This window comes from Bacillus sp. FJAT-18017, from assembly GCF_001278805.1.
In the GTDB taxonomy this organism is placed as follows: Bacteria; Bacillota; Bacilli; order Bacillales; family Cytobacillaceae; genus Bacillus_D.
In genome coordinates this window covers 2,650,086-2,667,244 of sequence record NZ_CP012602.1, presented here as the reverse complement: position 1 = coordinate 2,667,244, position 17,159 = coordinate 2,650,086, and the positions used below count along the sequence as shown (strand labels likewise).

The window sequence follows — 17,159 nt, the reverse complement described above, 5'->3', positions numbered from 1 at the left end:
TGACATTTAGTGGAACAACATCTGTAAAAAAATAGGGATATTCACGTTGAATTTTAGTGAGTTTATGAAGAAACCACTAAAAATACCAGTTTAGCTTAGTGAATAAATGGGTCTTTTTTAAAGGGGATCAAAGTAGTGAATATACGTATTTGAAATATCTGATTAACGGGTTGCTTTTCTTCAAGAAAGGGTATATCCTTTACTACAGTTTTGGTTAAATGAGAAATGAATTTTTTTGAAAATAGATAAAGTCTGTTAGAAAAGGAGTGATAGTAATGGAGATAGGGGTAAAAATAAAAAAAGAAATTAAACATCCTATGATTAATGTAAAAAGTGGGGATTTCTTTTGGTTTTTCTTTTTTGTTGTGCTACCCTTTATTTCTTTAATTTATTCAATCGGTGAATTTCTTTATAAGAATTGAATTGGATTCTGGTTATTCTCCAAACAATAATAAACAAACATTCTTCTTTAATTACCGGGAGCGTTAGTAAGTAATTTTAGGATTAAGAACTTATTATAGTTATTTCATTAAAGGGCGCACTTCTTTAATAAGAGGGCGTCTTTTTGTAATGCCCCAACATATTTAAAGAAAAGATTGGGAAGATTTATATTTTCATGCCTGGGTTGGGAGTCGAAGGAATCATGAATGTTTTTGTTGAATTACTTATTGAACATACGGGGATAGTTAAAGAAGTTTTTCTTTTCTGGATAGGTGCAAACTGTGTAGGAGGACCTTATGAATGAATGTATAAGTTGTTTAATAAAAAGAGAGATTTCCATTGGATACAATGGTTTTACCATCCTTGCAAATTCACAACTAGAGAATGAACAATCAGGTTACAGAGTTGATATTGAAGAGCAATCACTAGTTGGCTCTTATAACGGAGATTGGAAGGAAACTTGGTTCGTTATCGGGCAAGATGATATAGTTGGAGATCCTATTTTTATAGAAAGCTATCGGAAAGGAACAGTTGATGAGTTATACCAAAAATCGGAAATATATAATAGAAAATAAATTTCATATAGAGGTGGAATTATATGCCTAAAATTGACAATATGTTAGCAATTCTATGGATGCTTCGTTCAGGTGAAAAAATTACTGCAAAACAAATTTCAGAAAAGTTAGAGATGAATATAAGGACTGTGTATCGTTATATTGATACAATTTCAACAAGTGGCGTACCTATAATTTCAGAACCAGGACATAACGGTGGATACACTTTATTGAACAATTTTATTGAGGCTCCTCTTTTTTTTGATTTTGAGGAGCAAACTTCACTATTTCACGCTGCTGTTTTTGCAGAAGAAGCTGGATATTATGGAGGTGAAGCACTAAGTAGGGCCATTTCAAAACTAAGTAAATATTCAAATCAAGAGCAGGAAACAAAGATAAACCAACATTTAACTAGTCTTGAAGTAATAAGTCGATTAAGTTCACTCTCTATGGAACCTTTTTTGAAGGAGTTGGAGCAGGCCGTTGCTGACGGGTACTCAGTAAAAATTCTTTACCATAAAAGTGGCGAAAAGCAATTAAATTATAGATTGGTCGATCCGTACAGAATTATCTATTGGAATAATAAGTGGTATGTGATTGGATTTTGTCATCTTAGGAATGATATCCGTAGTTTTAGAGTAGATCGAATTGAAAGTCTAATGCTAACCGAAAATAAGTTTAACCGGCCAGAAAATTTTTCAGCACGTGACTTTTTTATAAAAAGTCTTCTTCCCACTATAGAAGATAAGGAAGGGATTATTTCTTTGGTTATTAATGGGGATAAAAGTGTATTGGCTGATATTTGCCAACATTGGTTTTTAGGACATTATTTACAAGAACGGACTTCAAATCAAGCAGTTTTTCTTCTTGAAAAAGATATGATACATACATATGTACCTTATTTACTTTTACCGTACAATAAATCTATTAAAGTTATTGAGCCAATAAGTCTTAAGAAAAGACTTATTGAAGTTCTGTCGGAATTAATAAAATTTCATCAAGTATGATAACTTCCCTGACGTTAACTGTCAGGGGAGTTTTATTATAATAGCTATATCAATTGTGATTGGAGTGTTATTGGATGCAAACAAAAAAAGTTTTTCTATATGTATTTAATACAATGTCGGACTGGGAATATGGATATTTAATTGCTGAACTAAACTCAGGAAGATATTTCAAAAAAGATTTAGCACCTTTAAAAGTAATTACAGTAGGAGCTAATAAAGAAATGATTACTACTATGGGAGGACTGAGCATAAAACCAGATATTTCCCTTGATGAATGTACTCTTGAGAGTAAAGATCTTTTAATTTTACCAGGAGGAACTACTTGGAGTGAAGAAATTCATCAACCTATCTTGGAAAGAATTGGCCAAGCTTTAAAGCTTGGCACTATTGTTGCTGCAATTTGTGGTGCAACTGAGGCCCTTGCGAATATGGGATACTTAGATACTAGAAAGCATACAAGTAATAATTTAGAATACACTAAAATGGTATGTCCTAACTATAAAGGAGAAAAGTTCTATGAGGTGGGATCTGCGGTATCTGATGCGAATTTAGTTACTGCATCAGGAATAGCTCCTCTGGAATTTGCGATGGAAGTACTGAAAAAATTAGATGTATTTGCACCAGATACATTACATTCATGGTATAACCTAAATAAGACTCATAAACCTGAATACTACTTCCAGTTAATGAATTCAATAAATAGCTGAGCTAAAAAATCAACTTAGCAGTTTTATATTAGTTCAAATAAAAATAATGAAGTAACTGAAAAGCTCACTTTCTCTATTTTGTTTTGCAGAGAAGTTAGGCTTTTTAATTTGGAATTTCCTTATCGTTGTAAATCCGCATTTTCCTGACGCTACCCCTTATTGAAGATACGTGCAACATTCCTGAAAGAAGTTTGTTAAGAATTGTACTTAAAGTAACGGGTGCTTATGAAAAAGAACAACTGATAAAGTATAAACACCATAAGAAAAGAGGCAATGAAATTGCTGCCTTTTTTCTTATACTATTTATATACTAAATACAACACTATTTTAATGTTCTCCTTAAAACGGAACTCGTTCGTCAATGTCCCAGGTTTCCTTTATTGCTAGCTATTTCTCAATGCACAAACCGTAGGACGACTTTCCCCTTTGTATGCCCATTTTCAACATGCCTATGGGCGTCTACAATTTGATCAAAAGGATAGCACTTCTCAATAACGGGTTTTAGTTTCTCTTCCTCCAAAAGCCCTCGCAAGAAGTCCAAATCAGAGTCATTTGGTTTCGCAAGATGAATCTTGGCTTTCTTACGGCCAATCATAGAACTTATTAGCAATTGAATGGGGTGATACATCGGATAGAGTGGGTTTTCCGTAATATAAACACCAGTATCTGTTAGAGAACGCAAACAGCTAAAGAAGCTCCGCTTACCAACTACATCTAGAATCACATCGTACTTTATCCCGTTATTCGAGAAATCTTCCTTTGTATAGTCGATTACGTGATCTGCTCCCAGGTCTTTAACCCACTGGAGATTCGAGGTACTGCAAACAGCGGTTACCTCCGCCTTAAAATATCGGGCCAGCTGAACAGCACAGTGTCCGACGCCGCCAGATGCACCGTATATCAAAACCCTTTGTCCTTGCTTTAACCCGGCTACATTTCTCAAGGCTTGAAGTGCTGTCTGGGCAGCACAGGGGACAGCTGCGGCTTCCTCAAAGGAAATGTTTTTCGGAATAAGACTGAGGACATTCTGACGGGGACAGACATATTCTGCATGCGATCCGAGACAGCTTCCAAATACATGATCGCCAACCTGAAATTTATGTACATTACTGCCTATTGCCTCAACTGTGCCTGAAACATCTATACCCAATAGATGATTTTTTGGCTTTGTTAGACCATTTTCTAACCTGGTAGGGAAATAACCTTTTCGAAAATGGTAATCATATGGATTGACCGAAGCGCAGTGTACTTTGACCAAAACTCGATCTTCATCCGATATGGATGGGGGTTCAACATTCTCTATCTTCAACACTTCAGGGGGACCATAGGATTTATAAATAGCTGCTCTCATAGCCTAACCTCCAATATCATGTTTGAACAGATTAGAAAGCCTCGACTTCGTACTTATAACCTTACTCCCTAGCAATCCTTTGAGAATGAAGCTCAGCAGTTAGAGAATAATTCCTGAATCAATATACCCTTTAAATTGATTATATTATAAAGATAGGGTTTTACCTCTAATATTTTAAAATATTCTGAATATATTTAGGTGCATAAAGAAACGCCCTGATTTCTGAGCGTTTTCAAGCACTTTAGAGTATTTTTAAATCACAATTCCTTTACTTTTAACCGTTTGAAAGCATAAGTGAGCCCAGCGTTAAGCGAACCATATGTCCGGATTTCGTTTAAATTAATCCCCAGCCCGATGATGGTTTGGGCAATTTCCGGTCTCATTCCGACAATGATGCTTTCAGAACCCAATAATCTTGCAGCCCTTGTCGTACTAATCAAGGTCTGGGCAACAAAGGTATCAATGGTCGGGACACCGCTAATGTCCAAAAAGACGATTTCGGCCTTGTGTTTTTCAATCCCCTCTAGGAGATTTTCCATAATTGTCATCGCACGGACTTCGTTTACGCTTCCCACCAGCGGGAGGACAACAATATTTTCAAAAAGCTGGATTACAGGTGCTGACAGCTCCTGAATTTCCGCTTGCTGCTTTGACAAAGCTTCCTCCCAATTATTCGAACAGTCATTCATGATCTGCAATAATATTGGGTCGAACCAGCGGTCGATTTCATTATAAACTTTAATAACATCGTCTTTCGTTAAGTCCTGATGCAGCAGGGTTTTCAAGGCTATTCTTCTAAATGCCTGACATCCATAAGTGATAAAATTCAGCGACCCGTTCGAATTTATTAGTTTTGAATAAAAGCGGCTAAGTTGGGAAGCAGATTCCGTATTAACTATTTTTAGACTTTCAAAAATAAAGTTAAATAATTCCGTTGCAAAGACTTCCTCGGAAAGCTCCGATTTCGGGATGCTGTCATGCAATTCATTTTTCCAATTAGAAAAAAGTTCATGGCGATTTTCATTTAATATCCTGATAATTTTATTCCGCATTTATTTACCTACCTCAAATACTAGTTGATGGTATGTCTTTACCCATGTCGGTTAAAAAGTAAGCAGGCTGATGAGAGATTATTCCATCAAATTAGAGTGATAGCTCCTTTTCTAAAAGATTTTTGTTTAACTATAATTTCTTGCATTATTATCGAACAAATGTTCTATAATAGAAGGGAGGCTGAGAGGAGGAGTGATCAGTATGGGAATTTGGGACCGTGGCAAAATGAAATGGCGATCCGCTTTCTTTATGCCTGAACAATCGAAACTGATGAGGGAAGCAAGGCTTGAAGATTCTAAGGTAGCGAAACCAATCCTTGATGAGCAGGAATGGGAGGAAATTGAGCAGAACATCCTGCTTGCGATGGAATACGCAAGTCCGGTGCGAATTAAAATTTGGAATGATGGATTTTTTAAAGAATACGAAGGAATGCTGCACAGAATTGATGAGTTGAAAAAAGTACTTTACCTTGAGACAGCGGATTTAAAAATGAAGCGAATCGGCTTTCTCGATTTAATTGAAGTAACAATAGTGGAATAAGTGCTGAAAATTGAAAATAATTTCCTCCTGATGGAAAATAGAGTTGTCTGAAAAATCTTTTAGGAGGGGTTAACATGCAAGAAAAGTATCCTGTTTTAAAAGAAGCCGAGGAATTTTTCTTTCGAGGCAATGAAGTTGGTGTGCTGAATAGCCATGGTTTTACCGGCTCGACACAGAGTATGCGGTTTTTGGGAGAAAAAATTGCCGAGCAGGGATTCACAGTTTACGGACCAAGGCTGACTGGCCACGGTACACATCCAGAAGATATGGAACAAGCGTCCTTTGAGGACTGGATCCGTGACGTGGAAGCTGGCCTTGAAAAGGTAAAGGAAAATTGTTCAACCGTATTTGTTGCCGGATTGTCCATGGGCGGTACATTAACGTTGTACCTTGCTGAAAATCATCCAGAGCTTGCAGGGGTGATGCCAATCAATGCGGCAACTGATATGCCGGAATTGGCTAAAAACTATAAACAGCTTAAAAGCAGTGGCGTCCGGTTCATCGAAGGGATTGGCTCAGACATCAAACAGGAAGGCATTAAAGAACTTGCATACCCGCAGACACCAGTGAAGTCAATGGGCGATATCATGGCACTCATGAATATCGTTAGAGGCAATTTACATAAGGTTACAATGCCAATCCTCGTCCTATCATCGACCGTTGATCACGTTGTTCCGCCTGAAAACTCGAAGGAAATTTATGAAAAGGTATCGTCCCAGGATAAAGAAATTACCTACCTGGAAAATAGTTACCACGTTGCAACACTCGATAACGACAAAGAGCTGATTGCTGAGGAATGCGTTAGGTTCATTAAGAGACAGTTAGAGAAAAAGTAATTGCGTTGCCTCTGATATAGGGCAGAGTCGTAAGAGAGCGTCTCCTCGACCAGGCTAATGATTGAAGCTAACCTTCATGGAGAGAAGAGCAGCAAGACTTTGTATAAAATAGGTGAGTTTTTTGAAAAAATTCATTACTGGGATTGCTGCTTTCATTATGTTCAGCATGTTCGCAGCAATTTTTGTGTACCAATTATCTTTTATGGATACAAAGCCGAACCTCAGCCAGGAGCAGCCAAAACCCCAGACCGAAGAGCAGCCAAAGGAAGAGGAACTGCGCCCGGTTCAAACAAACGAAGTAGTGAGTTACTCTCTTCAAAACAATGAACTGAACTTAACCTTTGACGGCGGGCAAACATGGGTAATCGTACCGGTTGAAAAGGAACAGCTTTTCGGAGGGGAATACAACGGTAATCAGCAGGAGCTTATCCCGAATAGCTATATCCTTACCGGGAATAGAGCGGTTTTTGTCCATACGAGTGGGGGCAATTGGGAAACCGAGGGCGTAATGGTTACCTACTCACTTAACAAAGGGACAACATGGCAGAATTCAATTGTGACCGAGTCCTATCCAGGTGTTCGCTACCGGAAAGTGGACTTCCTGACTGACACCTTTGGCTACATCATCGTTTCGGGTGACCGAACCATGTCCCAGGAAGGCTCCAGTGTTTTTTTGACGCACGATGGGGGTAAGACCTGGAGAAAGACGGCAGATTCCGGGCAGACGAGGCTTCTGTATGATGGTGGATTTACCGATGAAAAGACAGGATTCCTTTCCTACGGAACGATTAATCCTGTTGAGCCGGACCTCCATGTGACCCGGAATGGCGGGATTTCTTGGCAGAAGGCCGAGGTTCGTGTACCGGCAAAGTATAAGGAAATCTTTGTTTCGGCTGAAGTCCCCGTTAAAGAAGGCAAAGAGTTAGCAATGCTTGTCAATCAGGGACCGAATGGTGATTATCTTGGCGGTAAAGTAAAAGGTAAATTCACATCAAAGGACAATGGCTTGACTTGGGATTTTGTGGCGGAGGTCCGCCCTAATGAATAAGCGGAAAATTGCAGGCGAGGGAAAACAAGCTTGTAAAAAAGCAGCGATGGAGCTTCGAAACAAGCTGATAAAAGGGAAAGGATGAGGATCCTTTCCCTTTTACATTACTGCTGGTACGGTGTTTGGAACTGAGACGTGTTTTGGAACTGATTTTGGTTTTGCTGGTATGTTTGTCCCATTGTGTTCATGTTCTGTTGCATGTAGGAAACGTCTTGTTGCATCTGGTTAACGATATTAATTAGCTGTTGGCATTGCTGAATGGCAACGTCATGTTTTTGCAAGCTTTGCTGGATTACTTGGACTGCTTGTTTTTCACGCTGAAGCATTTGTTCAAGCATCTGAACATTTTGCTGTTCCTGCTGCAGCATCATCCTGTACTGATGATTGCTTTGTTGAGTCTCAGTGATAAGCTGCTGAGCAAGTTGGCGCGCCTGGAAAGCTTGCTGAACACCATGTTGTTGTGTATGCATTCGAATGCCCCCTTAAGAGTGTTGGTACGTGGTACCTCTGTTAGTTTGTACTGACGGCCTGAAGAATTTCGAGGTAAATTCCGCCTGAATTGGTGCCTGATATAAAGGGGGAAGCTAGGAAAATGAAAAGGATGGAACCATTTTAAAGTTCCACCCTTTAATGGTTATTCTATATTCGTCACACGGAAACCCAAATCATTGAGTTCATCTACAATCTTGTTGACTGTATCCCGTGGTGAATCTTTTGGAATCGAAAGGTGAATTTGGCGGACCGCTTTGTTGCTGCCGAGCGTGAACATCGACAGAATGCTTGTATGCTTGCCGACAATTGATGAAATTCGTTCAATTGCATGGCTTTGCTCAAACAGGCCGATGGTAAGTGAGATGCCATCGCTATACGTATCCTCCAGAAGATTCATAATTTGCGCATGGGTCAAGATACCAACAAACTCATCTGCTCTGTTGACAAGTGCCAGGTAAGGAAGCCTCTTAATACTGGAAAATATCTTTTTGAACGAATCTTCAGCATGTGCGAATCCATCAGATTCCTTAAGAATCTTCTCGATGCTGTCACTTTGGTCACCTGTGTATTCAAATATGTCTATTTTTTCAACATTGCCGAGGAATCGTTTCCCAGCATAATCCAAAACCGGAACACGGCGGAAACCCGTTTCATCAAGGAAAGCTAAAGCCTCTTTGATGGTCGCCTTTTCGGTCAGGTACTGCACTTCCTCTCTGTTAACAATAAACTGCTGAAGTTTCATTTCTATTTCTCCTCCATCCTAAATGTTCATACCCGATTATATATATTCTACATTTAGGCCTGAATACCCTTTATTTTTTAAAAACCAAAAAGCCGCCCTGTTGGACAGCTTTTTGTTTTGTTCCTGCCGGATGAAGTCGCCTTGTAAGCAAAGTGGGCCATCACTTCGATTTATTGTTGCGTCTGGGTTTGGTGGAAATATTCAGATGGACACCTAATTCCCTGGCGATTTCCTCCTTAAGGCGATTAATGCCCTTGGATCCAGGAATTGTTGGTTTTTTATCCGCCATTCACTTATCACTCCTTACGAAGGATTAAGCACTAATGGATTGCTCAGGCTTATTCTATCCTATTCAAAAAACCTGATTCAGTTATCGGAAAAATTAGGGAAAGAAACTATTTTTACATTAATAATGATGTATTATTATTAATAAAAAATATAGACAGCGGTGATGTTATGCTGCCGGGGGAATAGGGGGAATAAATATGATTATCCGTCCAATCGAAATTACTGATGCAGAAGAATTCCTTGAGCTTAGCAAGAGAATAGAGGAGTCTGGCTTTATGCTGTATGAACCGGGGGAGAAGCAAACGACCGCCGAACAGCAGAGGAAAATCCTTGAAAAAGTTATGGCGGAGGAGAAATCGATATTCTTCGTTGCCGAGTCAGAAGGCGCACTTGCCGGGTTTATTGCTGCACTTGGCGGTACCGTCAGACGGAAGAGCCATTCAGCTTATCTGGTTCTTGGAGTTGATGAAAAATTCCGCGGCCAAGGCGTAGCAAGCCAATTGTTCAATCAGGTTTTTGAGTGGGCAAATGAAAAGAACATCACGAGATTGGAGCTTACAGTTATTAAAAACAACGATCGCGCCTTTAATCTATACAGAAAAATGGGCTTCGTCATAGAAGGTGAAAAAGTCCACTCCTTAAAGATAAATGGGGAATATGTAAACGAGTACTATATGTACAAGCTTTTATAGGGATTTTTGCAGGAAGGCTGGGTATAGAATAAGGAAAACACTATAACTCAAACTGTGAGTGATTTAATTTGGACGACGCTAAACAAGAGACTAAGACACAGACAACTGAATCAAAATATATCCAGCAGCACCTGGCCAACGAGAGGACCTACCTTGCTTGGATTAGGACGGCTATTGCAATTATTGGGGTTGGCTTTCTTGTCACCAATCTGCATTTCACCATGAAGACTAGCCTGACGCCGGCCGGGGATTTATTTGCGAATCTGATTGGCATTTCTTCCGTCCTGCTTGGCATCATTGTGATTGTGATGGCAACTATGGCTTACATCAGAAAAATTGATGCCATCAATACTCAATCATTCCGGGCACCGAAGAGATCAATCATCGGCCTAGGAATATTTATTATCCTGATTGCGATATTTTTTGGCGTATATTTTACAATGGTTAACTTTTAAATTGTCACCCTATACACCACAACGGCACTTGCAAAGATTTTTGCAGGTGTTTTTTATTGGAAATAGTTACGCTGCTTCATAAAATTATGGGGATTTTGTTAACACTCTTAACTTGTCGGATATTTGCATGAAAACATGCAGGAGTTTAAAACGAATATGAAGAAGTGTATAGCTACGGGCTTTAGGAAGGAGCATGGTTCTATACATGATTAAAGGGTCAATACTCCTGTCAGAGGAACTCGGTTTATGGAATGCCGGTTAGCATACAAACAGACATACCTTTTTGCCCATAATCGAAGTGGGTGGCGGCGGTTGGACCGATAAAATTTCTGTTGGACCGATAAAAATTATACTAGACCGATAAACCGGAAAAACGTTCGATAAAAAGAAGAAACAGGAACTCAAGCGTGTAGATTTTGGTAAAAATTGTAACAAAAACTTTGATTGACCTATCTCCATCATGCTTGAAAAATGTTATAACGTTATCCGTTTGGCTGATAGCTTCAGAAAAACGTGTCGACTTTGCTTAAACTGGACTGCGAAAAACAGAAAATACATCTGCGAGGTGTTATAGGATGGAAGAGTTGAAAAGATTTTTAGACAAAGCCACCCATACTGTTGTTTTCACTGGGGCGGGAATGAGTACAGAAGCAGGACTTCCGGATTTCCGTGGGACCAACGGGATTTGGCACGGTGCTGATCCGATGCAGCTTGCAAGCACCCGGGCGATGAAAGAAAATACAAATGAATTCATAAAATTTTATAGGCACAGGGTTGAAAACCTTCGAGAGCACAAGCCGCACCAGGGCCATAGAATCCTTGCGAAATGGGAGCGCGAAGGCCGCATCCAATCGATTATCACCCAGAACGTGGATGGTTACCACCACCGCGCCGGCAATAACCAGGTATCTGAGCTGCATGGAACACTCAGAACATGTCACTGCAATGATTGTGGGAGAAGGTATCCAATCGATCTGTTCATGGAGGAAGGCAAGTCCTGTGAAGAATGCGGCGGTTTCCTTCGTCCTTCTGTCGTTTTGTTCGGGGAGATGCTGCCTGAAAAAGCAGTCCAGCAAGCTGAACTAGAAGCCCGTCGCGCAGATTTGTTCATTGTCATGGGTTCATCACTCAGTGTTTACCCGGCCAATGTTTTCCCGGAAATCGCGAAGATGGCAGGCGCGAAACTAGTCATCGTCAATTTGGAAGAAACAGAACTCGATAACCGAGCCGATTTGGTCATTCATGATGTGAAAATTGGTGAATTACTTCAGACGCTGGATCAATCATTCTAAAAGGAGATGGAGTGCGCATTAATAACAATCTTAATCAGCGTGCAATTGAACTTCTAGAAGAAAATCGGTTTGACGAATCACTCAAGCTTTTTCACGAAGCAGTAAAATCTTCTAGGGATGTGCAGTCATTAAACAACTTAGCCTGGATCTACTGTTATGAAGAAGATGATGATTCCAAGGCAATACCACTCTTGAAAGAAGCTATAAAGATGCAACCCCACTCACATTTTCCATACAATATGCTGGGCGAGGTATATGTACGGCGGGAGAAGTGGGAAGAAGCAAGGAATGTTCTCCAAAAGGTGGTTTCCATCCATCCAACTAAAACTGCCTTTTATAACCTGGCCACTGCCTATTACAAATTAGGAAAATTAGAAGCTGCCGCAGACTCCTTCCTGCGAGGTTCAGAGCCTTCAGATCTTTCGCTATATAGCCACATAAAATGCCTGGCGGAACTGGGGAGGAAGGAAGAAGCCTTTCAAAAGTTGAGCCAGTTTTCAGAAGAAGATGATCACTTTGTCGGAGAAATCGATGTTGCCGATCTATATGTGGAGCTTGGCGATTATAAAATGGCAATTTATTGGTTTTCAAAAGGATGGGAAACGTACGCTAAAGACCCAACCTGGCTTGGACGGTATATCTTTGCCTTATTGAAAGCCGATGACCTGCCTTCAGCATTGGATATCCAGCAAGAGGTTATCAAAGAAATAGAGGAAAGAATCGCTGAAACGAATGATGATTGTGATGAAGAATGGACCCCAGCAGAAAAAGAAGATTATATTCGAGAATTAACTAACCATCAACGCGAATACGCCCAAATAATTGATAAAATCCATTCCGGATATACCCCTCCAATGGATTTTTCCACTTCTGTACTTCATGAATGCTACCTGTTTGGATGTGATCAGCATAATAATCCAGAATATACCAAATAGGGGAATCGGCATGGTTCGGTTTATGGGACCAATATCGTAAAATACTCCTTTTTGTAAACTTAATCCGCCCTTGATGGATATACTGTATAAAATTAGTTTTTCTGCCCGTATCTTTTCCCTGCAGCGCATCGTTATAGAGGCAGAGAGGTTTCAAAGGAGTGAACGAGAATGCTAGCAAGCTCGAACTTGCCTGATAAAAGGGATTCCAGGGAAAAGAATAGTTTTACAGGACTGGGTAAATACTGCAGTTTTTTGACCAAAAATAAATGGGAATCTGACGACTTGTTCCAGAGTACGCTCTTAAAGGCTATCCAGACTTATGAGCCAGAGCAATTTACCGAACCGCTTCTGAAAAAGATTGCCTATCATCAATGGATTGATACAATCAGAAAGAGGAAATTTGAGGTGGTCGGCATACCTGATGAACAGGCTTACCCTGATTCCAGTACATCAACAGAAGGTACACTTGATGCAGTAAACCATCTTTTACAAAAATTAACTCTCAAGCAGGCCGTCATTTTCACATTAAAGGAAGGTTTTAATTATCAGGCAAAGGAGATAGCGGAAATCGTCGGTACCTCAGAAATGGCGATAAAGTCTTTGCTGCATCGCGCAAGAAAACGGTTGGAGTATGAGCATTTACGTCCTCTTACTGATCAGGTTGAAGCAACTGAAGTCGAGGTATTATCTGGACTTTTACACGAGTCTCTGAAGCGTGAAGACCCGGCTATTCTAATTAAACACCTACAGCAAATCCCTTCCCTTGCAGATGTTCGAAAGCTGGCCTCTCAAAAGCATTCCAGCAGCAAACCTCTCAAACCATATTGCATGGCAGCTTAATAGGGAGGCGAAATGTATGGGTGCGATACCATATGTGATTGAACACTCCAGCCGCGGGGAACGTTCGTATGATATTTACTCACGGCTGTTAAAGGACCGAATTGTCATTATCGGAGACGAAATTAACGACCAAGTTGCAAATAGTGTAATTGCGCAGCTTTTGTTTCTTGAAGCTGATAACCCCGAGAAGGACATCTCCATTTACATTAACAGCCCGGGCGGCTCAACCAGTGCGGGGTTTGCGATCTTTGATACAATGCAGTTGATTAAGCCGGAAATCAGCACCATTTGCATCGGGATGGCCGCTTCATTCGGGGCAATGCTTCTATTGGCAGGAGCAAAGGGTAAGCGTTATGCACTGCCAAACAGCGAAATTATGATTCACCAGCCACTGGGAGGAGCAAGGGGCCAGGCCACGGAAATTGAGATTTCAGCAAAAAGGATCCTTAAGCTCCGCGAACATATTAATGGAATCATATCTGAACGCACTGGCCAGCTAGTTGAAAAGGTGGCAAAAGACACTGACCGAGACTTCTTCATGAGTGCCCAGGAGGCTCTGGACTACGGGATAATAGACAAAATAATAAGTAAGAATTAAGGATAAAAGTTAAAGCCGGCTAGTCTCCCTGCAGGGACTAGCCGGCTTATTTAACTAAGAAAGCTAATTAGAGCTTAATGCGGACTTATCCCTAGATGAAGCAATGATCGATGTACTGCCTTTCGCATATAAAAATGGTGCAGTGCAAATCACACCAGCTAAATACAAAAGGAACGCAAAATAAGCAGGCAGCAGATGAAAGAAATCGGTGTACCCAATAATAAAATGGGTCGCAATCCCGGCAATGAATGCTGGAATAGCGCCAATTGTGAAGGTCCACCAAACCCAGCGCTCACCTTCGCGGATTCCCCATAACGCGAGCATTAACACGAGCAGGCCCACACTTAGCAATGCACTCCCAAAGCCTGCCCTGTCATGGGCAATAACTGGAATCAATTTATTGTTGAATTCGTCCAGCATTTCTGGAGATAAACAAAGAAATTGAAGATCGCTTGGAACAAAAACATTTGATACGCCAACGGTCGAGATGACCAATCCTCCAACTGCCAATGCAGCACCTAATACTACAAAGCAAAGCTGCCCTATCATGGCAAGTTTCCAGGCCTTGGTGTTGAAAAGGTTTGTACTGACCGGCGATTCTGCTGCGTCTTTCGTTTTTAAAAATGCCATAATGAACAAAGGCAATAGAATCAGCCAGAATAAACCGTGCAGCCAATCGAAATAGCCATATCCAATGAATAAAAGGATGCCTAGGAAACCGATTATTCCCGCGATATTGACTGCTTTTCTTGCCCAATGGAGACCGTATCTGATTCCATGTCTGGCAAGCTGGATATAGAGAATCCCCCCTGAAATCATCGTGCCGGCCAGCGTCATGCGATCATGCGCCATAAAGTAAAGAATCTCAGGGCTAAAGCTCAAAATGTCTTCACGGAAAATGCCGAGGAAAGATTCATCATATGGAAGAATCACATCTGTCATGCTAAAATACAGCGCAACGAACCCGCCAATCAGAATTGCCATCCCGAACAGCCAATACCAGATCCAGCCTTTATTTATTGTTGGTTTTGGGTTGGTCTTATAGCAGTATGCTTCATTAATCCGTTTTGGCAGGCCAGGGCCGGTAAATATGTATTCCTGACCAAGCATGATAAGCGACGCACCTTTTTCCAAAAGTAGCAGGGCATCAGCAGGTTCATTTACCCCTCCAGAAGTGATAACCGGAATATTATTGCCAAGGTGTTTCTTAATTCGTTCTATTGATTCGCCAATTTGTTCGCAAGAATCTCCTTCTATAAGCAGCCCATCAGGTTTATAGCTTTCTAGATTAGTAAGGTTTCTTTCCTTAAAGGTGAGAATGAATGGTTTTCCTATCCTGTCTCTCAATTGGCTGAATTTGGCTGGTGAACCTGCATACTCGCTTTCCAGTATAAAAGCATCACCATAGGGCAGAAGCGATTCGCATAGTTGGTTTAATTCGTTCAAATTTCCACGTACCCTAATGAAGAAGGGTACTTTTTTCATTTTTAGCGAATGTAACTGGGCTATCGCAGTTTCGAGTGAAATTGAATTTCCTGTGAGGCCTGTAATTCTGGCATTTTTTTCGTCAAAATGAAGAGTGTTATCCATTGGCGTTCCTTCCATAGAAACTGGACCAACTTCTATAAAACCAAAACCGAGGTTTTGAAAAGCTTTTAACCCTGATAACTCTGGATCGATTGCGCCAGCTAAGCCCACCGGAGTCGAAAACTCAGTGTCAAAAAAATGCTTTTGCAATGTGCGGGAAGGGGACATATGGCCAAGAAATTCTATGAGTCTTTCTCCAAGAGGATTAGATGAAAGCAGGCTCATCCCACGATGAATAAACTCCCGGCCAACAGCAGGGGGAAGCTTCGTTAGTAATGGTTTAAAAAGGGGATGGTACGACCAATCTGGCAACGAAATCACCTCTCAACACTATCTCCGCCTATTTTACCATATGGTGGGATAGGTTGGATGATGATGTGGAGTGTATGGAACAAGATTTTGGTTAGAATTTGTTCCAAGTTGTCCGTCTTTCATGGAGTAAGAGCCAGGTGGTCGTGTCTGAAATGTGAATAAGATGGCCACAGAAAACCCATTAGATACTTTCGGCTTCCTGTGGCGCAGGAGTTGGATGGTCCTCGTTAATTTCTCTGATTAACACCCATGTTTGTTTGAGAAGTTCCTGAAAGTCGTCAATCAGCGCAAAGGCCGCGTCCATTACTTCAGGGTTGTTCCTGAGCGAATTGAGTTCAGTCTGGACCCGTTCAATTGCTTTATCTGGATTGTCCAGCTGCTCCTCGATTGCCGGCCATGATATAAAGAGGAAAACGATAAATGAAATAGTCAAAAATAATCGGATCATTGGATACCCTCCGTTCTCTGTACAGTTTTTTCCATATTTATATAGTTGTATACAAAGCTTTGAAGGAAAAATTAACCTCCTGGCGAATACTTAACTGATGCAAAAGGGGGGTAATCTCATTGAACGAACAAAGTATACAGAACAAAAGAGCCTGGGAGTACCGGGCATATGAATTTTGGGTGAAACAATATGGTATGCCTAAAGAGCTGGCAGCCAAAATAGCAACAAACCCAAGAGGACATTTGAAGAAGCATTCTGGTTATTTTGGCGAGGTTGCCGGAAAAAAGATTGCTAATCTTTGTGGGTCCAACGGAAGAAAAGCAGTCCCGCTGGCACTTTTAGGCGCTGAAGTTACAGTGTTTGATATTTCACAAGAAAACAAGCGGTATGCACTTGAACTGGCGGAAGGCGCACAAACAAAGATTACCTATATCGTTACAGATATTCATGACATTGACCTCAACCGATATGGAGGGCGATTTGACGTGCTATATTTAGAAGGGGGCATTCTTCACTATTTTCATAATCTCAACCGTTTTATGTATATTCTTTACTCCTTGTTAAAAGAGGGCGGGGAAATGATACTTAGTGATTTTCATCCTTTAAGAAAATGTTTTTCCAAAAACGGGGAAAGGTTCGACATCCAGCCTACATATTTTGATGAAGGAATCCGTGATGGTGAGGTTTCCTTTAAAAGGTTTTTCGAAAAGGCCGAGCAAGAGGATTTCCCCGACGTTTCAGTTAGGTACTTTACATTGAGTGAAATTATCAATTCTGTTGTTCAATCTGGTTTTATATTAACCAGGTTTGACGAACATCCCGGTTGGAAGGGAGAAAATATCCCCTGGGAATTCACAATTCTGGCTCAAAAATAATGGCTGGAGCTGTATAGAATCAGTTGATTATTTTTTTCAAACTTTAATCCGTTAGGTTTCTAATAA

General features: G+C 40.6%; 21 protein-coding genes. 14 read left to right on the top strand and 7 right to left on the bottom strand.

Translation table 11 applies throughout. The annotated features are described in order from the left end of the window. The first annotated feature begins 275 nt into the window (after window positions 1-275). From AM500_RS25840 to AM500_RS12490, 4 genes are all read left to right on the top strand, one after another. Window positions 276-422: a hypothetical protein gene (locus AM500_RS25840; protein ID WP_197282587.1), complete on the top strand. Its 147-nt coding sequence runs from the start codon at window positions 276-278 to the stop codon at window positions 420-422. Between the two features lie 315 nt (window positions 423-737). After that, entirely contained in the window at window positions 738-1,016 is a 279-nt protein-coding gene (locus AM500_RS12500; protein WP_053599503.1) for a hypothetical protein, read from the top strand. 23 nt (window positions 1,017-1,039) lie between these two features. Continuing rightward, window positions 1,040-2,002 (top strand): helix-turn-helix transcriptional regulator, encoded by a 963-nt coding sequence (locus tag AM500_RS12495; protein ID WP_053599502.1) that lies wholly within the window; start codon window positions 1,040-1,042, stop codon window positions 2,000-2,002. A gap of 74 nt (window positions 2,003-2,076) precedes the next feature. After that, window positions 2,077-2,709, top strand: coding sequence for a type 1 glutamine amidotransferase family protein (locus AM500_RS12490; RefSeq protein ID WP_053599501.1), 633 nt, complete (start codon window positions 2,077-2,079; stop codon window positions 2,707-2,709). 394 nt (window positions 2,710-3,103) lie between these two features. Here the strand turns inward: AM500_RS12490 and AM500_RS12485 are convergent, their stop codons facing one another. Next, complete coding sequence (locus AM500_RS12485) at window positions 3,104-4,060, bottom strand: NAD(P)-dependent alcohol dehydrogenase (RefSeq protein WP_053599500.1); 957 nt, start codon at window positions 4,058-4,060, stop codon at window positions 3,104-3,106. Between the two features lie 257 nt (window positions 4,061-4,317). Continuing rightward, the gene (locus AM500_RS12480; protein ID WP_053599499.1) at window positions 4,318-5,112 is read right to left on the bottom strand and encodes an STAS domain-containing protein; all 795 of its coding nucleotides are present in this window, start codon (window positions 5,110-5,112) and stop codon (window positions 4,318-4,320) included. A 202-nt stretch (window positions 5,113-5,314) separates the two neighbouring features. Between AM500_RS12480 and AM500_RS12475 the strand changes: the two genes are divergently transcribed. The 3 genes from AM500_RS12475 (at window position 5,315) to AM500_RS12465 (ending at window position 7,537) form a co-directional block, all read left to right on the top strand. Continuing rightward, window positions 5,315-5,653, top strand: a complete 339-nt coding sequence (locus tag AM500_RS12475) for a YolD-like family protein (RefSeq protein ID WP_053599498.1) — start codon at window positions 5,315-5,317, stop codon at window positions 5,651-5,653. A 74-nt stretch (window positions 5,654-5,727) separates the two neighbouring features. Continuing rightward, window positions 5,728-6,489 (top strand): alpha/beta hydrolase, encoded by a 762-nt coding sequence (locus tag AM500_RS12470; RefSeq protein WP_053599497.1) that lies wholly within the window; start codon window positions 5,728-5,730, stop codon window positions 6,487-6,489. 112 nt (window positions 6,490-6,601) lie between these two features. Continuing rightward, window positions 6,602-7,537: a WD40/YVTN/BNR-like repeat-containing protein gene (locus tag AM500_RS12465; RefSeq protein ID WP_442853971.1), complete on the top strand. Its 936-nt coding sequence runs from the start codon at window positions 6,602-6,604 to the stop codon at window positions 7,535-7,537. A 104-nt stretch (window positions 7,538-7,641) separates the two neighbouring features. On the opposite strand, the gene AM500_RS12460 is transcribed toward AM500_RS12465, so the two are convergent. The 3 genes from AM500_RS12460 to AM500_RS25500 all read right to left on the bottom strand — a co-directional run bounded on the left by AM500_RS12460 (window position 7,642) and on the right by AM500_RS25500 (window position 9,060). Further along, a complete protein-coding gene (locus AM500_RS12460; RefSeq protein WP_053599495.1) occupies window positions 7,642-8,007 on the bottom strand; it encodes a hypothetical protein in 366 nt (121 codons plus the stop codon). 164 nt (window positions 8,008-8,171) lie between these two features. After that, window positions 8,172-8,771 carry a CBS domain-containing protein gene (locus tag AM500_RS12455; RefSeq protein ID WP_053599494.1) on the bottom strand — a complete coding sequence of 200 codons (600 nt, stop codon included), beginning with the start codon at window positions 8,769-8,771 and terminating at the stop codon, window positions 8,172-8,174. A 160-nt stretch (window positions 8,772-8,931) separates the two neighbouring features. Then, window positions 8,932-9,060, bottom strand: a complete 129-nt coding sequence (locus AM500_RS25500; protein WP_155922220.1) for a small, acid-soluble spore protein, alpha/beta type — start codon at window positions 9,058-9,060, stop codon at window positions 8,932-8,934. A 196-nt stretch (window positions 9,061-9,256) separates the two neighbouring features. Here AM500_RS25500 and AM500_RS12450 point away from each other — a divergent pair, with 196 nt between their 5' ends. The 6 genes from AM500_RS12450 to clpP all read left to right on the top strand — a co-directional run bounded on the left by AM500_RS12450 (window position 9,257) and on the right by clpP (window position 13,871). Then, on the top strand, window positions 9,257-9,751 hold the full coding sequence (locus tag AM500_RS12450) for a GNAT family N-acetyltransferase (RefSeq protein WP_053599493.1): 495 nt from the start codon (window positions 9,257-9,259) through the stop codon (window positions 9,749-9,751). A 68-nt stretch (window positions 9,752-9,819) separates the two neighbouring features. Continuing rightward, window positions 9,820-10,206 (top strand): YidH family protein, encoded by a 387-nt coding sequence (locus tag AM500_RS12445; protein WP_053599492.1) that lies wholly within the window; start codon window positions 9,820-9,822, stop codon window positions 10,204-10,206. A 575-nt stretch (window positions 10,207-10,781) separates the two neighbouring features. Beyond that, window positions 10,782-11,498, top strand: a complete 717-nt coding sequence (locus AM500_RS12440; RefSeq protein WP_053599491.1) for an NAD-dependent protein deacylase — start codon at window positions 10,782-10,784, stop codon at window positions 11,496-11,498. Window positions 11,499-11,509: 11 nt separating this feature from the next. After that, window positions 11,510-12,433 (top strand): tetratricopeptide repeat protein, encoded by a 924-nt coding sequence (locus tag AM500_RS12435; RefSeq protein ID WP_231687991.1) that lies wholly within the window; start codon window positions 11,510-11,512, stop codon window positions 12,431-12,433. 168 nt (window positions 12,434-12,601) lie between these two features. Next, window positions 12,602-13,273: a sigma-70 family RNA polymerase sigma factor gene (locus tag AM500_RS12430; protein ID WP_053599490.1), complete on the top strand. Its 672-nt coding sequence runs from the start codon at window positions 12,602-12,604 to the stop codon at window positions 13,271-13,273. 16 nt (window positions 13,274-13,289) lie between these two features. Then, entirely contained in the window at window positions 13,290-13,871 is a 582-nt protein-coding gene (gene clpP, locus AM500_RS12425) for an ATP-dependent Clp endopeptidase proteolytic subunit ClpP (RefSeq protein ID WP_053599489.1), read from the top strand. Window positions 13,872-13,934: 63 nt separating this feature from the next. Here clpP and AM500_RS12420 read toward each other — a convergent pair whose 3' ends face one another. Both AM500_RS12420 and AM500_RS12415 read right to left on the bottom strand, forming a co-directional pair. Continuing rightward, window positions 13,935-15,770, bottom strand: a complete 1,836-nt coding sequence (locus tag AM500_RS12420) for a beta/alpha barrel domain-containing protein (RefSeq protein ID WP_053599488.1) — start codon at window positions 15,768-15,770, stop codon at window positions 13,935-13,937. A 181-nt stretch (window positions 15,771-15,951) separates the two neighbouring features. Next, window positions 15,952-16,218 (bottom strand): hypothetical protein, encoded by a 267-nt coding sequence (locus AM500_RS12415; protein ID WP_053599487.1) that lies wholly within the window; start codon window positions 16,216-16,218, stop codon window positions 15,952-15,954. Between the two features lie 119 nt (window positions 16,219-16,337). On the opposite strand from AM500_RS12415, the gene AM500_RS12410 reads away from it, so the two are divergent. Next, the gene (locus tag AM500_RS12410; protein WP_053599486.1) at window positions 16,338-17,093 is read left to right on the top strand and encodes a class I SAM-dependent methyltransferase; all 756 of its coding nucleotides are present in this window, start codon (window positions 16,338-16,340) and stop codon (window positions 17,091-17,093) included. The last annotated feature ends 66 nt before the right edge of the window (window positions 17,094-17,159 follow it).

Bases quoted from the DNA above. Each gene is read 5' to 3' on its own strand.
- AM500_RS25840 (WP_197282587.1), top strand. From the start codon at position 276: ATGGAGATAGGGGTAAAAATAAAAAAAGAAATTAAACATCCTATGATT.
- AM500_RS12500 (WP_053599503.1), top strand. From the start codon at position 738: ATGAATGAATGTATAAGTTGTTTAATAAAAAGAGAGATTTCCATTGGA.
- AM500_RS12495 (WP_053599502.1), top strand. From the start codon at position 1,040: ATGCCTAAAATTGACAATATGTTAGCAATTCTATGGATGCTTCGTTCA.
- AM500_RS12490 (WP_053599501.1), top strand. From the start codon at position 2,077: ATGCAAACAAAAAAAGTTTTTCTATATGTATTTAATACAATGTCGGAC.
- AM500_RS12485 (WP_053599500.1), bottom strand. From the start codon at position 4,060: ATGAGAGCAGCTATTTATAAATCCTATGGTCCCCCTGAAGTGTTGAAG.
- AM500_RS12480 (WP_053599499.1), bottom strand. From the start codon at position 5,112: ATGCGGAATAAAATTATCAGGATATTAAATGAAAATCGCCATGAACTT.
- AM500_RS12475 (WP_053599498.1), top strand. From the start codon at position 5,315: ATGGGAATTTGGGACCGTGGCAAAATGAAATGGCGATCCGCTTTCTTT.
- AM500_RS12470 (WP_053599497.1), top strand. From the start codon at position 5,728: ATGCAAGAAAAGTATCCTGTTTTAAAAGAAGCCGAGGAATTTTTCTTT.
- AM500_RS12460 (WP_053599495.1), bottom strand. From the start codon at position 8,007: ATGCATACACAACAACATGGTGTTCAGCAAGCTTTCCAGGCGCGCCAA.
- AM500_RS12455 (WP_053599494.1), bottom strand. From the start codon at position 8,771: ATGAAACTTCAGCAGTTTATTGTTAACAGAGAGGAAGTGCAGTACCTG.
- AM500_RS25500 (WP_155922220.1), bottom strand. From the start codon at position 9,060: ATGGCGGATAAAAAACCAACAATTCCTGGATCCAAGGGCATTAATCGC.
- AM500_RS12450 (WP_053599493.1), top strand. From the start codon at position 9,257: ATGATTATCCGTCCAATCGAAATTACTGATGCAGAAGAATTCCTTGAG.
- AM500_RS12440 (WP_053599491.1), top strand. From the start codon at position 10,782: ATGGAAGAGTTGAAAAGATTTTTAGACAAAGCCACCCATACTGTTGTT.
- AM500_RS12430 (WP_053599490.1), top strand. From the start codon at position 12,602: ATGCTAGCAAGCTCGAACTTGCCTGATAAAAGGGATTCCAGGGAAAAG.
- clpP (WP_053599489.1), top strand. From the start codon at position 13,290: ATGGGTGCGATACCATATGTGATTGAACACTCCAGCCGCGGGGAACGT.
- AM500_RS12415 (WP_053599487.1), bottom strand. From the start codon at position 16,218: ATGATCCGATTATTTTTGACTATTTCATTTATCGTTTTCCTCTTTATA.